Here is a 13,404-nt window from a genome sequence, read left to right as displayed (position 1 = left end):
CGTCTGGTCGGCGAAGGCGCGGAACATGCGGCCGCGCTCATGGGTCACCATATCGAGAGATGGAGCCAGCAGAGCCTCCGCAATCGGGTCCCAGTCGCCCACGCCTTCCACCATGCCGATGCCGAGGCCACCGAACACCAGGGAGCGAACACGCTCTGGATGCGCCATGGCCAGAAACGCGGAAATACGCGCGCCCATGGAATAGCCCATCACATGGGCTTCCGCGATGCCCAGATGATTGAGCAGCGCCACCGCATCGTCGGCCATGACCGCGGGATAATAAGCCTCGGAATCATGTGGCTTGTCGCTTGCGCCATGGCCGCGATTGTCGATGGCAATCACCCGGTAGCCGGCGTCACCCAGCGCCTTCAGCCAGCCGGGATGCACCCAGTTGACATTGGCGCTGGACGCAAAGCCGTGGATCAGCAGAACCGGGTCACCCGCCGGATCACCCTCGTCAAAATAGGCAAGGCGAAGACCGTCATGGGAAAAATCGGAAAACTGCGGCGTGTTGAGATTCATCAAGGACATCCTTTTTGCCGGACCATATGGCAGGAATTAGCAATGTTGAACATGTTTCGCTGACGATTTTTATGGAGATGCAATGCGTTTGAGGCTACATATCCGCAACGAAGAGCCGATGCGAGAAGACGCATTGCGGCTCTATAACGATATTGCATTTGGAGACGAACATGGCCGGCCATTCCATTCCCCACTTCCAGAACGATGGCGGACACCGCATGATCGAGATCGGCGTCAAGGAATTCATGTGCACCGGCGCATCCGTGCCTTACGATCACCCGCATATCTTCATCGATATGGGCGACGACAATGAGAAGGTCTGCTCCTACTGCTCGACCCTTTATCGCTACAATCCGTCGCTGAAGGCCGAGCAGACCAATCCTCCGGGCTGCGTTTTCCACGTGAAGGCCGCCTGACCTTCCCCTCTTCCTGATCGGGGCGCAGCATGCCCATAAAATCCGTAGCCATTGTCGGTGCCGGCATTGCCGGTCTCACCGCGGCCCTTTCTTTTGCCCGGTACGGGATTGCTTGTGACATCATCGAACAGGCCGGTGAACTGACCGAAGTCGGCGCCGGTCTGCAACTGTCCCCCAACGCATCGCGCATCCTGGCCACGCTTGGCGTGTTGCCTGATATCGAGGCCCGCTGGACCGAACCGGTCACCGTCGAACTCGCTTCCGGAAAAACCCTTTCCCCCCTGCTCTCGCTGCCCATGGGTGCCGTTGCGCGCAAACGCTGGGGCGCACCCTATGGCGTGTTGCATCGCTCAACCCTGCAGAGCGCGCTTCTCCAGGCGGTGACACAGAACCCACTCTGTCGCCTGCACCTGGGAAAGCGCATTGAAAACGCCACCTTGGATGTGATTGCCGCAACGACTTTCCGCGACCATGATCTGATCGTCGGTGCGGATGGTGTCTGGTCCGCGGCCCGTTTCGCCGTGCCTTCCGCACCCACCGCCACCTTCTCCGGCAATGTCGCCTGGCGGTTCACTGTTGCCGACAGCGATGTACCATCCGCTATCAACAAGAGCGCCGTCACGGCTTATCTCAGTTCGGGCGGCCATATCGTCGCTTATCCGCTGAAGGAAGTCGGCGGCTTCAACATTGTCGCGATCGCACTTGGCGCGGACCCCGGCGCGACGTGGCGGGCGGAATCGAGCGGGCAGCAGAAAGCGCTGATGCTCGAGCAGTTTCGACGGTTTAGCCCGCAGATCGTCCGCCTGCTCGCGTCGTCTGAGAATCCGACCTTCTGGCCCCTCTATCAGGCTGGCCCCGGCCGCTGGCATAATGGACGTGACACCGTGCTGATCGGCGACGCGGCGCATGCCATGATGCCCTTCGCCGCCCAGGGTGCGGCCATGGCGATAGAGGATGCGTTTGAACTTGCGGGCGCAGTGGCCGGCAGCAATGGTGAAAAGCCCCTGCCTGTGCCGCAGGCCCTTGCCGCCTTCGAGACCTTGCGCCTCCCCCGTATCGAAAAGGCCCGCAAGCGGGCCTCTCTCAATCGTTTTGCCTATCATGCCAAAGGTCCGGTCCGAATTGCCCGGAACCTGGTATTTTCCACCCGTCCCACAGAAGCGTTCCTGAAGGACTTCGACTGGCTCTACGGCTACCGCGCGAAGGGCTGAGGGGCTGAGGGCTGGGTCAGATGCCGGCCGCGGCCTTGAACCCGGCCTCCAGATCCATCTTGAGATCGGCGACATCCTCGAGCCCGATCTGCAACCGGATAACCGGGCCACCCGAAGGACCCTTGGCGATGGTCCGATCGACCAGCGAGACGGCGACCGCAAGCGATTCGTAGCCACCCCAGGAATAGCCGAGCCCGAAGAAGGTCAGCGCATCGAGGAAGGCGGCTGCAGCCTGCTTGTGCCTGCCCTCTTCCGCCTTCAAGACGAAGGAGAAGACACCGCTCGCGCCCTTGAAATCACGCTTCCACAGTTCGTGTCCGGGAAAGCTCGGCAAGGCCGGATGCAGTACACGCACGACATCGTCGCGGCTTTCCAGCCATGTGGCAATATCAAGCGCGCTTTTCTGATGATGCGCCAGCCGGATGCCCATAGTGCGGATGCCGCGCAGGATTTGGTACGCATCGTCAGACGTGACGCAGATGCCGAGATTGGCATTGGCCTGATAAAGCGCCTTCCAGTGCTTTTCATTGGCCGAAACGAAGCCCATCAGCACATCCGAATGACCCGAAGGATATTTGGTGGCGGCATGGATGGAGACATCGACGCCGAAATCGAGCGGCTTGAAATAAAGCGGCGTCGCCCAGGTATTGTCCATCGTCACGACGCAATCATGCCTGTGCGCGATATCGGTGATCAGCCGCACATCCTGAATTTCGAAGGTGTTGGAGCCAGGCGCTTCCAGATGCACCAGCTTCGTGTTCGGGCGGATCAAGGCCTCGATGCCTTCCCCGATCGCCGGATCGTAATATTCCACCTCGACGCCCAGCTTTTTCAGCATCGTGTTGCAGAAACGGCGGGTGGGGAAATAGACGGAATCAACGATCAATGCATGATCGCCCGCACCGAGATAGGCGAGGAACGGCACGGTGATGGCGGCAAGGCCCGACGGGACGAGAATGGTCCCGGCCGAGCCCTCAAGCGCGTTGACCATGTTGCACAGCGCGTCGGTCGTCGGCGTGCCATGCGTGCCATAGGTATATTTCTGGTTTTCGGTCGAAAGCGTCTCGGCATCCGGGAAAAGCACCGTCGAGCCACGCACGATGGGCGGGTTGACGAAACCGAAGCAGTCGGCGGGATCGTTACCACCATGGGTCAGGCGCGTATTTACACCTGCGGCGGAAAGCAGGTCATTTCTCTTGGTCATTTCAGATCAGCTTTCGAAGGAATATTGACGGGGCGACAATGCGGAGAGCAGGTGGCTAGGTCAAGTCCCGAAGGCGCGCGTCCGGTTCATCAACATATCTGTAAAAAATCAGCATACAATAAGTATACAAAATTCAGGCAAGCGTAAATTTACGCAAAAATATGCTCATATTTTCACCCTTTGCATAGTTACCGACCAAAATTTGGAAAATTCCCTTTTATAGGCACAATTATCGCCCGAACACCTTGACCCTTTCGAAGATTCGAATCTTATAAAGAATGCGGATCGAGGAGATCTCGCTGAAGGGGGAGCTGGGGAAAATAAAGAAGCCGGTCCCCTTCCAATGGATGATAACAAACAAAGGTTGGGAAAAATGAAAAAGGCAATTCTGTCGGCCGCTATCGGCGCAGCAGTTTTGGGAGGAGCCTCGGTCGCTTCGGCGGCAACCCTTCAGGACGTGAAGGCAAAGGGCTTCGTGACCTGCGGCGTGAGCGCTGGCATTCCGGGATTCTCCAATCCCGACGACAAGGGCGAATGGTCGGGTATCGATGTGGACTATTGCCGCGGTATTGCCACTGCGGTTTTTGGTGACCCTTCGAAGGCCAAGTTTGTTGCCCTGTCGAGCAAGGATCGTTTTCCGGCTCTCCAGTCCGGCGAAGTCGATGTTCTGACCCGTAACACCACCTGGACCATCAGCCGCGATACGTCTCTCGGCTTCAACTTCCGTACCGTCAACTACTACGACGGCCAGGGCTTCATCGCCAAGAAGAGCCTCAACGTAAAGTCCGCTCTCGAGCTTTCCGGCGCTGCCGTCTGCGTTCAGACCGGTACGACCACCGAGCTCAACCTCGCCGACTACTTCAAGACCAACAATCTGCAGTACAACCCGGTCGTTTTCGAAAAGGAATCCGACGCGACGTCTGCCTATGATTCCGGTCGTTGCGATGTCTACACCACCGACCAGTCGGGCCTCTATGCAATCCGTCTGAAGTTGAAGAACCCGGAAGAAAACGTCGTTCTGCCTGAGATCATCTCCAAGGAGCCGCTTGGCCCGGCCGTTCGCCAGGGTGACGACCAGTGGTTCGACATCGTCACCTGGGTTCACTACGCGATGGTCAACGCCGAAGAACTGGGCGTCACCTCCAAGAACGTCGATGAGCAGAAGAACAGCGCCAACCCGGACATCAAGCGTTTGCTCGGTACGGAAGAAGGCACCAAGATCGGTACCGATCTCGGCGTTGGCAATGACTGGGCTTACAACATCGTCAAGCTGGTCGGCAATTACGGCGAAGTCTTCGACCGCAACGTCGGCGCCGGCTCTCCGCTCAAGATCGAGCGCGGCCTGAACAGCCTCTGGACCAAGGGCGGCCTGCAATACGCACCGCCGGTCCGTTGATCGGCCCCATCACAGGCTAAACGATAAGGAGGCTGGGCAACACCCGGCCTCCAATTAAAATTTATAAATAAGCTCGCAAAGAGCACATAAAAGGGAAAGGTGCCTATGGCAGGCAACGCGGTCAGTTCGCAACGATCGCGCGCGCAAAGCGCGTCGTCACTTATCTACGATCCACGGATACGCGGCATTTTCTATCAGGTCCTGACAGTCGTCATCCTGACCGCTTTCGTTTGGGTCATCGTGACGAATACGATCCACAATCTTCAACGAGCAAACATTTCATCCGGCTTCGGCTTCCTCGACGGAAGAGCCGGTTTTGATATCGGTCAGTCGCTGATCGCTTATACCAGCGACGCGACCTATGGCCGGGCATTGGTCGTTGGCATTCTCAACACGATCCAGGTCGCATTTTTCGGCATCATCGCCGCCTCGATCATCGGTTTCATCGTCGGTATTGCGAGGCTTTCCAATAACTGGCTGATCTCGAAACTCGCGCAGGCCTATGTGGAAATCTTCCGCAACATCCCGCCGCTGCTCGTCATCTTCTTCTGGTACAAGGGCGTCATCTCCGTCCTGCCGCAGGCGCGCGAGTCGCTTGAGCTGCCGCTTGGAAGCTACCTCAACAACCGCGGTTTCTTTTTTCCGAAGCCGCTCTGGGGTGACGGCATCTGGCTCGTTCCAGCAGCCCTCCTGGTTGCCATCGTCATCAGCGTTTTCATTTATCGCTGGGCAAAGGCGAGACAGGAGCGCACCGGCCAGCAGTTCCGCACCGGCATCACGCTCACGCTTCTCATCATCGGCCTGCCGCTCGCCACGTTCCTGGCCATCGGTGCGCCGCTGACTTTCGACTATCCGATTGCCGGACGCTTCAACCTTTCCGGTGGCGCCGTCGTCGCCCCTGAATTCATGTCGCTGTTTCTGGCGCTGTCCTTCTACACCGCCTCCTTCATCGCCGAAATCGTTCGCGGCGGCATCAAGGCCGTGGCGAAAGGGCAAACGGAAGCTGCGGATGCACTCGGGCTTCGTTCCAGCACCACGACACGTCTGATCGTCGTGCCGCAGGCGATGCGCATCATCATTCCGCCACTGACAAGTCAGTTCCTCAACCTCACCAAGAACTCGTCGCTTGCTGTCGCCGTCGGCTTCGCCGACATCGTCTCGGTCGGCGGTACGATCCTGAACCAGACGGGTCAGGCGGTTGAAGTCGTTGCCATCTGGCTGGTCATCTATCTCTCGCTATCCCTGTTCACGGCCCTGGTCATGAACTGGTTCAACGCGAAAATGGCTCTGGTGGAGAGATGACGATGACGATCAGCAACCATGCCTTCGTGCGCCAGACCATTGAAGAGGCCCGCCCCGCGCCATCGAGCGCGGTGGGCGTCACCCACTGGCTGCGCACCAAACTCTTCGCCACGCCCAAGGATGCGGTACTCACCGTCCTTGCCATCGCCCTGCTCGTCTATATTTTGCCGCCGATTATCGATTGGCTGTTTATCGACGCGGTATGGACCGGCAGCGACCGTCTCGCATGCCTCACCGCTTCACAGGGCGGCGCGCTGCCGGATGGACAGTCAGGTGCCTGCTGGGCTTTCGTTTCGGCCAAGCTCGGCCAGTTCGTCTTTGGCCGCTACCCCATCGATGAACGCTGGCGTCCGATCCTCGTCATGGTGATGTTCACCATCCTGTTGATCCCGATGCTCATTCCGAAGGCACCGTTCAAGCGTCTCAATGCGCTGGCGCTCTTCATCATCCTGCCCTTCATTGCGTTTTTCCTGCTTATCGGCGGCGTCTTTGGCCTGCCGAAGGTGGAAACGCAGCTCTGGGGCGGCCTGATGGTCACGCTCATCCTGTCCTTCTTCGGGATCACGGTGTCGTTGCCCTTCGGCATTCTTCTGGCGCTTGGCAGACGTTCGAACCTGCCGGTCATCAAGATGCTCTGCGTCCTCTTCATCGAGGTCATCAGAGGCATCCCGCTGATCACGGTGCTGTTCTTCGCCAGCATCATGCTGCCGCTGTTCCTGCCCGACGGCTGGACCTTCGACAAGTTCCTGCGCGCGCTGGTCGGCGTGTCGCTGTTCTCCTCCGCCTATATGGCGGAAGTGATCCGCGGCGGCCTGCAGGCCATTCCGAAGGGACAATATGAAGGAGCGGATTCGCTCGGCCTGAACTACTGGCAGAAGACCAGGCTGATCGTGCTGCCACAGGCGCTGAAGCTCGTCATTCCGGGCATCGTCAACACCTTCATCGGGCTTTTCAAGGACACGTCGCTGGTCTCGATCATCGGCATGTTCGACCTGCTCGGTATCGTCACACTCAACCAATCGGATGCGAACTGGGCGACGCCTGTTACCGCCATGACGGGCTATATCTTCGCAGGCTTCGTATTCTGGATCTTCTGCTTCGGCATGTCGCGTTATTCGCTGTTCATGGAACGGCACCTCGACACCGGGCATAAACGATAAGGGACGCTCAAAATGGCAGAAACCCAGGCAAAAAAACTGACCGTCTCGGCGACGGACGTCGCAATCGAAATCACCGGCATGAACAAATGGTACGGCGATTTCCACGTGCTGCGTGATATCAACCTGAAGGTCATGAAGGGCGAGCGCATTGTCATCGCCGGTCCTTCCGGCTCGGGCAAGTCGACCATGATCCGCTGCATCAACCGTCTGGAAGAGCACCAGTCGGGCAGCATCGTCGTTGACGGCATCGAACTCACCAACGACCTCAAGAAGATCGACGAAGTCCGTCGCGAAGTCGGCATGGTGTTCCAGCACTTCAACCTCTTCCCGCATCTGACGATCCTCGAAAACTGCACGCTGGCGCCAATCTGGGTTCGCAAGATGCCCAAAAAGGAAGCCGAAGAAGTGGCGATGCACTATCTGAAGCGCGTGAAGATTCCCGAGCAGGCACATAAGTATCCCGGTCAGCTCTCCGGCGGTCAGCAGCAGCGTGTGGCGATCGCCCGCTCGCTCTGCATGAAGCCGAAGATCATGCTCTTCGATGAGCCGACCTCGGCGCTTGACCCGGAAATGGTCAAGGAAGTGCTCGACACCATGGTCAGCCTCGCCGAAGACGGCATGACGATGCTGTGCGTAACCCACGAAATGGGCTTTGCCCGCCAGGTCGCAAACCGCGTCATCTTCATGGACCAGGGCCAGATCGTCGAACAGAATTCGCCCGCCGAATTCTTCGACAATCCCCAGCACGAGCGCACCCGGCTGTTCCTCAGCCAGATTCTGCACTGAGATCAGTCACCATCAACACATCATTCAACGGGGCCATTTCGGCCCCGTTTTTTATGACGCCAGACAGTTCTCCGCACCCGACGTCGTCCTCGCCGTCGAGGCGATGATCCACTGACTCCCCGTCAAGAATCCTCGCCTCAAGGGCGAGGATGACAGCCGAGCGGTTCGGCGCAGCTTGTTTTTATTGCCCCCGCTTCTTACGTCAGCAGCAAAGCGACACTCCGCCGAGTCGTCGTCCCCTGTATTTTTTCCTTTCATCAGAAAGGTGAAACCATCAACTTCGCCGTGCGTTAACCATTTGTTACGAAACGGAAATCCTTGTTTTGCAGGGCTTCTGGCCGCCCATGACATTTTTTTGTCAAATCGTGCATTTTTCCGCTTGCGGAGCAACGGGAGCCTGACTATAAGGGCGCCACACCACAAGCGCACGCGCCCTTCGTCTATCGGTTAGGACGTCAGATTTTCATTCTGAAAAGAGGGGTTCGACTCCCCTAGGGCGTGCCACTTGGCTTCATGGTTACCTCTCAAACGACTCCGGCATCGAATAAAATCGCAATATTTCGCGTATGTCATCATTGCTGCGGAACCGATTTGCCATGGGCACGTTAGATGCCTGTCCCCCCGATGGAAGGCAAGCCGGACGAAGTGCCGCCGCGCAATTCACCCGGCTTGCCTTTCCCCTCTCCGAGATCATCAAGAAGTTCAAAGCAAGGGTGAGCGCTGCCAGCCAGGCGTTATCGATATGGACATTGCCCATCCGCGCCGCGTCGCGCGCTGCGCGAGATTGAAGCGGTAATTCAAGGATTTGCGCGGGTCCAACCGGGTTTTCCACAGCCCCTTCCGCCCTGCCAAAAAAACACGCCCGTGAGCGAAAAAAATCAAATTTACCGCTTGCGGAGCAACGGGAGCCTGACTATAAGGGCGCCACACCACAAGCGCACGCGCCCTTCGTCTATCGGTTAGGACGTCAGATTTTCATTCTGAAAAGAGGGGTTCGACTCCCCTAGGGCGTGCCACTTGGCTTCATGGTTACCTCTCAAACGACTCCGGCATCGAATAAAATCGCAATATTTCGCGTATGTCATCATTGCTGCGGAACCGATTTGCCATGGGCACGTTAGATGCCTGTCCCCCCGATGGAAGGCAAGCCGGACGAAGTGCCGCCGCGCAATTCACCCGGCTTGCCTTTCCCCTCTCCGAGATCATCAAGAAGTTCAAAGCAAGGGTGAGCGCTGCCAGCCAGGCGTTATCGATATGGACATTGCCCATCCGCGCCGCGTCGCGCGCTGCGCGAGATTGAAGCGGTAATTCAAGGATTTGCGCGGGTCCAACCGGGTTTTCCACAGCCCCTTCCGCCCTGCCAAAAAAACACGCCCGTGAGCGAAAAAAATCAAATTTACCGCTTGCGGAGCAACGGGAGCCTGACTATAAGGGCGCCACACCACAAGCGCACGCGCCCTTCGTCTATCGGTTAGGACGTCAGATTTTCATTCTGAAAAGAGGGGTTCGACTCCCCTAGGGCGTGCCACTTGCTTCTCCCAAAAAAATCAAAAACATACTCGAATGTCTTGATGCAACGCATTGAGATTACGTGGCGCATTTTTCCTGTCCGCCAGTCGTGTTTTTCGTGGAGTTTTTGGCGAATTCCCAAACGCCTCACGGCGCGAAAGCGGCGTCCAGAACGCGCAGCTGCACGCGCCGCTGGCCCTGCCAGAGATCAGCCCCGACGGTGCCCGCCACGTGGATGTTTCTGCCTCGCGCGTTCAGCAGCATCTGCCCCAGGGGCGCCTCTGCGGCACGGAATGCAATGCCGTCCAGCCGAGAGCCGTCCATGGCCTCCAGCGTGATCTTGACATGCGACGTCCCCACCAAGCGCACATCCCGCAGACGATGGGCCGGCACCGCAAAGATCGGCTGCGAATGGCCTGACCCGTAAGGCCCCGCCTGCTCCAGCTGATCGACAAGCTGGACTGTTGCGCCAGACGCGCCGATGGCGCCGTCGATTTTGAGAACGCTGCTCTCGACCAGCTCATTGACGGTCTTTGCGGCCGCCTCCTCAAAGAATGTCCTGAGCTTGCCCAGATTGGCGCGCTCAACCGTGAGGCCCGCAGCCATGGCGTGCCCGCCCCCCTTGACCAGCAGTCCTGCCTCCACGGCCGCCCGCACCATGCGGCCCATGTCGAAGCCGTTGATCGAGCGGCCCGAGCCGGTGCCCTTGCCGGACGGATCGAAAGCGATGGCGAAAGCCGGGCGGCGGAATCGGTCCTTGAGGCGGGAAGCCAGAAGCCCAACGATGCCGGGATGCCAGTTCTCACGCGCCGTCACGATGACGCCAGCGCCTGAGCCATCGCCATATTCAAACAGAGCCTCGGCTTCCGCCTCCGCCAGCATCGCCGCTTCCATCGCCTGCCTCTCGCGGTTCAGCTCGTCCAGTCGCTCGGCAATCGCTTCGGCCTGCGAGGGATCATCGATCGTCAGCAGGCGACTGCCAAGCGCCGCATCCCCGATACGGCCGCCGGCATTGATCCGCGGCCCGATGAGAAACCCGAAATGATAGGGCGTGACAGGCCCCCCGAGACCGGCCTTCTTGAAGAGGGCCGCAAGCCCGGCATTGTTCATATGACGGGCGGCAATCAGCCCCTTCACCACATAGGCGCGGTTGAGGCCCTTCAGCGGAACCACATCGCAGACAGTGGCCAGCGCGACGATATCGAGAAGGGACAGCAGGTCGAGCGTGAAGGCCTGTCGATGCCGCCTGTCCTTCAGCATGCGCAGCGTCGCCACGAGCACGAGGAACACCACGCCTGCCGCACATAGATGCCCCTGCCCCGACAGATCGTCTTCCCTGTTGGGATTGACCAGCGCGACCGCAGGCGGCAACTCCGTGCCGACCTGGTGATGGTCGATCACCACCACATCCGTTCCGGCATCCTTTGCGGCCTGAAGGGATTCATGGCTGGTGGAGCCGCAGTCCACGGTGACGATGAGCGTCGCTCCATTGGCAGCCAGCTGCTGCATCGCCGCCGGGTTCGGCCCATAGCCTTCGAAAATACGGTCGGGAATATAGATCTCGGGTGTCAGACCGAAATGGGCGAGGAACCGGTACATCAGAGCGGACGACGCAGCACCATCGACGTCATAGTCTCCGAAGATCGCAACCTTCTCACCGGTCTCGACAGCGCGCACCAGCCGCTGCGCGGCCTTTTCGCAATCGGTCAGCATATGCGGATCGGGCATCAGCGAGCGTATCGTGGGATCAAGAAACGCCAGCGCGTCATCCACTCCAACCCCGCGCCCCGCCAGAACGCGTGCAATCAGTTCGGGAATACCGTGGACCTGCGACATCGCCAAGGCGCGGTTCTGCCCGGCCTGATCCAGCCGCGACACCCATCGCTGTTCTGTTGCCGACCGCTCCACGCTCAGAAATGCGCGGACCACCGTATCGGCCGGCTCCAACATCGCCATTCCGTCCATTCGTCCTGTGATGCGCCATCGCGCTTTCAGAAGGGGCTAAATGGCGATGATGCGTTTTTCAAGCAAAAACGCGCATGGACCATTTCACAGGGAGAAAATCGAGAAAAACGGGCTGATGATCGACACAGCGCCGATGAGAAGCAGCAACGAAAAAACAGCGAGCGAACTCCAGTTGCGGTCGTATTCGCGTGTGTCGAATTCCATGCTGCGGATATTGTCGTTTGCCCCCTGGGGCCGCGGCCGATGCGCCGTAAGGGCGCGCTCGCGCCTGTTGTCCTTGAACAGGATCAGTGATGTCACGGCCACGCCTCCCTCGCTTGGTGAACATCGTCAACAGTAAAGCCGAATCGCGTCTTATTCCAGCCGGCCCGAAGAGGATCGAACAATTTTTTGGATGTTGCCGGCTCAAAAAAGGAGCGGGATTTCAAGCGCCGAAAAAAATCGAACCATTCTAAAAGGACGCTTTCGTCCTACTCGAAAACGTCTTTCGTCGTCGTCCTCGGGGCACGCCCGAGGATGACGACGTGCTTGGCAAGAGTGCCGTGCCCCCTTGTGACACGGCTCTAGCGTCTCAGGTCCGCTCGATCCGTATGACCTGAGGCTCGCTGACGAGATATTTCTCGCTCTTGATCGCCTTCACCGCCTTGCGGATCGCATCTTCCATCGTCGCGTGGGTGACGAGGATGATGGTCTGCGGCGCACCTTCCACATGCACGCGCTGGCGCTGCACAATGGATTCCAGCGAGATGTTATTATCCGCCATGCGGGTTGCAATGGAGGCAAAGACGCCTGCCTGATCCTTTACCGTCAGACGGATGAAGTACCCGCCCTCATGGCTCTTCATCTTGGCGCGACGGTAATCCGTCAGCGACTTGGCCGGACGGCCGAGCACCGGCACCTGCTGGGCGCCCGGACGGCTCTTGGCGATATCGGCGATGTCACCCAGCACGGCAGACGCCGTCGCGTTGCCGCCCGCACCCGGTCCCACCATCAGCAGCTCGCCGAGAATGTCGGATTCGATCGCAACCGCATTGGTGACGCCGTCGACCTGGGCAATCACGGAATCAAGCGGCACCATGGTCGGATGCACGCGCTGTTCGATGCCGGACTCCGTCACCTGCGCCACGCCGAGAAGCTTGATGCGGTAACCCAGCTCGGCGGCCGCCTGAATATCCTCGATGGAAATATTGGTAATACCTTCGAGATAGATGTCGTCGGCAGCGATCTTGTTGCCAAAAGCGAGTGTCGTGAGGATGGACAGCTTGTGTGCGGTATCGTTGCCCTCAATATCGAAAGCAGGATCGGCTTCAGCGTAACCCAGCCGCTGCGCTTCCTTCAGGCACGCCTCGAACGACAGACCTTCCTTTTCCATCTTGGTCAGGATGTAATTACACGTGCCGTTCATGATGCCATAAATGCGCGACACATGGTTGCCGGTCAGCGATTCACGCAGCGCCTTGATGACGGGGATGCCGCCAGCCACAGCCGCTTCGAAATTGAGCAGCGCGCCCTTGTCTTCAGCGAGGATCGCCAGCTCTACGCCATGCTTGGCCAGCAGCGCCTTATTGGCAGTCACCACGTGGAGACCACGCGCCAGCGCCGCCCGCACGGCATTTTCCGCCTGGCCGGAAGCACCGCCGACCAGTTCGACGAAAACATCGATATCGGCTTCGCTCGCCATCTGCTCCGGCGTGTCGAACCAGGTAATACCCGTGAGATCAATGCCGCGATCGCGCGAACGATCGCGCGCGCTCACTGCAATAATCTCAATTGCGCGTCCGCAGGTAATCGCAAGTTCGTTGCTTCTCTGCTGGAGGATGCGCACGAGCGAAGCGCCGACAGTGCCGAGCCCCGCTATGCCGATTCTCAATGAATCTGCCATGGGTATGTTCCTGATTGCTGGTGATGATGGCGGCCGAGGCCCGGCCGCCTT

General features: G+C 58.9%; 11 protein-coding genes and 3 tRNA genes. 9 read left to right on the top strand and 5 right to left on the bottom strand.

What is annotated here, in order from left to right; translation table 11 throughout:
- Positions 1-522 (bottom strand): alpha/beta fold hydrolase (locus tag ACUTJJ_RS14125; RefSeq protein WP_445542566.1); only part of this gene is annotated, 522 nt, incomplete at its 3' end.
- A 170-nt stretch (positions 523-692) separates the two neighbouring features.
- On the opposite strand from ACUTJJ_RS14125, the gene ACUTJJ_RS14120 reads away from it, so the two are divergent.
- Together ACUTJJ_RS14120 and ACUTJJ_RS14115 are read left to right on the top strand one after the other, a co-directional pair.
- Positions 693-938, top strand: a complete 246-nt coding sequence (locus ACUTJJ_RS14120; RefSeq protein ID WP_035261222.1) for a zinc-finger domain-containing protein — start codon at positions 693-695, stop codon at positions 936-938.
- Positions 939-967: 29 nt separating this feature from the next.
- Positions 968-2,149, top strand: a complete 1,182-nt coding sequence (locus ACUTJJ_RS14115; RefSeq protein ID WP_445542565.1) for an FAD-dependent monooxygenase — start codon at positions 968-970, stop codon at positions 2,147-2,149.
- A 16-nt stretch (positions 2,150-2,165) separates the two neighbouring features.
- On the opposite strand, the gene ACUTJJ_RS14110 is transcribed toward ACUTJJ_RS14115, so the two are convergent.
- Positions 2,166-3,353, bottom strand: a complete 1,188-nt coding sequence (locus ACUTJJ_RS14110; protein ID WP_445542564.1) for a cystathionine beta-lyase — start codon at positions 3,351-3,353, stop codon at positions 2,166-2,168.
- A 373-nt stretch (positions 3,354-3,726) separates the two neighbouring features.
- Between ACUTJJ_RS14110 and ACUTJJ_RS14105 the strand changes: the two genes are divergently transcribed.
- The 7 genes from ACUTJJ_RS14105 to ACUTJJ_RS14075 all read left to right on the top strand — a co-directional run bounded on the left by ACUTJJ_RS14105 (position 3,727) and on the right by ACUTJJ_RS14075 (position 9,525).
- Entirely contained in the window at positions 3,727-4,749 is a 1,023-nt protein-coding gene (locus tag ACUTJJ_RS14105) for an amino acid ABC transporter substrate-binding protein (protein ID WP_063948935.1), read from the top strand.
- 105 nt (positions 4,750-4,854) lie between these two features.
- Positions 4,855-6,051 carry an amino acid ABC transporter permease gene (locus ACUTJJ_RS14100; protein WP_063948934.1) on the top strand — a complete coding sequence of 399 codons (1,197 nt, stop codon included), beginning with the start codon at positions 4,855-4,857 and terminating at the stop codon, positions 6,049-6,051.
- A gap of 2 nt (positions 6,052-6,053) precedes the next feature.
- Entirely contained in the window at positions 6,054-7,211 is a 1,158-nt protein-coding gene (locus tag ACUTJJ_RS14095) for an amino acid ABC transporter permease (RefSeq protein ID WP_063948933.1), read from the top strand.
- 12 nt (positions 7,212-7,223) lie between these two features.
- Positions 7,224-7,997 (top strand): amino acid ABC transporter ATP-binding protein, encoded by a 774-nt coding sequence (locus ACUTJJ_RS14090; RefSeq protein WP_004441935.1) that lies wholly within the window; start codon positions 7,224-7,226, stop codon positions 7,995-7,997.
- 429 nt (positions 7,998-8,426) lie between these two features.
- Positions 8,427-8,501 (top strand) — tRNA-Glu (locus ACUTJJ_RS14085).
- Positions 8,502-8,938: 437 nt separating this feature from the next.
- Positions 8,939-9,013, top strand: a tRNA-Glu gene (locus ACUTJJ_RS14080).
- A gap of 437 nt (positions 9,014-9,450) precedes the next feature.
- Positions 9,451-9,525 (top strand) — tRNA-Glu (locus tag ACUTJJ_RS14075).
- A 128-nt stretch (positions 9,526-9,653) separates the two neighbouring features.
- Here the strand turns inward: ACUTJJ_RS14075 and recJ are convergent.
- The 3 genes from recJ to ACUTJJ_RS14060 all read right to left on the bottom strand — a co-directional run bounded on the left by recJ (position 9,654) and on the right by ACUTJJ_RS14060 (position 13,353).
- Positions 9,654-11,462 (bottom strand): single-stranded-DNA-specific exonuclease RecJ, encoded by a 1,809-nt coding sequence (gene recJ, locus ACUTJJ_RS14070; protein WP_445542563.1) that lies wholly within the window; start codon positions 11,460-11,462, stop codon positions 9,654-9,656.
- Between the two features lie 93 nt (positions 11,463-11,555).
- Positions 11,556-11,777, bottom strand: coding sequence for a hypothetical protein (locus tag ACUTJJ_RS14065; protein WP_445542562.1), 222 nt, complete (start codon positions 11,775-11,777; stop codon positions 11,556-11,558).
- Positions 11,778-12,042: 265 nt separating this feature from the next.
- The gene (locus ACUTJJ_RS14060) at positions 12,043-13,353 is read right to left on the bottom strand and encodes a homoserine dehydrogenase (protein ID WP_445542561.1); all 1,311 of its coding nucleotides are present in this window, start codon (positions 13,351-13,353) and stop codon (positions 12,043-12,045) included.
- Between the last annotated feature and the right edge of the window lie 51 nt (positions 13,354-13,404).

Source organism: Agrobacterium sp. DKPNP3 (assembly GCF_052686535.1).
This window is presented reverse-complemented; position numbering and strand designations above follow the sequence as displayed.

What these genes read in the sequence shown, in the direction of transcription:
- ACUTJJ_RS14060 (WP_445542561.1), bottom strand. Translation starts at nt 13,353, where the DNA reads ATGGCAGATTCATTGAGAATCGGCATAGCGGGGCTCGGCACTGTCGGC.
- ACUTJJ_RS14105 (WP_063948935.1), top strand. Translation starts at nt 3,727, where the DNA reads ATGAAAAAGGCAATTCTGTCGGCCGCTATCGGCGCAGCAGTTTTGGGA.
- ACUTJJ_RS14100 (WP_063948934.1), top strand. Translation starts at nt 4,855, where the DNA reads ATGGCAGGCAACGCGGTCAGTTCGCAACGATCGCGCGCGCAAAGCGCG.
- ACUTJJ_RS14120 (WP_035261222.1), top strand. Translation starts at nt 693, where the DNA reads ATGGCCGGCCATTCCATTCCCCACTTCCAGAACGATGGCGGACACCGC.
- ACUTJJ_RS14095 (WP_063948933.1), top strand. Translation starts at nt 6,054, where the DNA reads ATGACGATCAGCAACCATGCCTTCGTGCGCCAGACCATTGAAGAGGCC.
- ACUTJJ_RS14110 (WP_445542564.1), bottom strand. Translation starts at nt 3,353, where the DNA reads ATGACCAAGAGAAATGACCTGCTTTCCGCCGCAGGTGTAAATACGCGC.
- ACUTJJ_RS14090 (WP_004441935.1), top strand. Translation starts at nt 7,224, where the DNA reads ATGGCAGAAACCCAGGCAAAAAAACTGACCGTCTCGGCGACGGACGTC.
- ACUTJJ_RS14115 (WP_445542565.1), top strand. Translation starts at nt 968, where the DNA reads ATGCCCATAAAATCCGTAGCCATTGTCGGTGCCGGCATTGCCGGTCTC.
- recJ (WP_445542563.1), bottom strand. Translation starts at nt 11,462, where the DNA reads ATGGCGATGTTGGAGCCGGCCGATACGGTGGTCCGCGCATTTCTGAGC.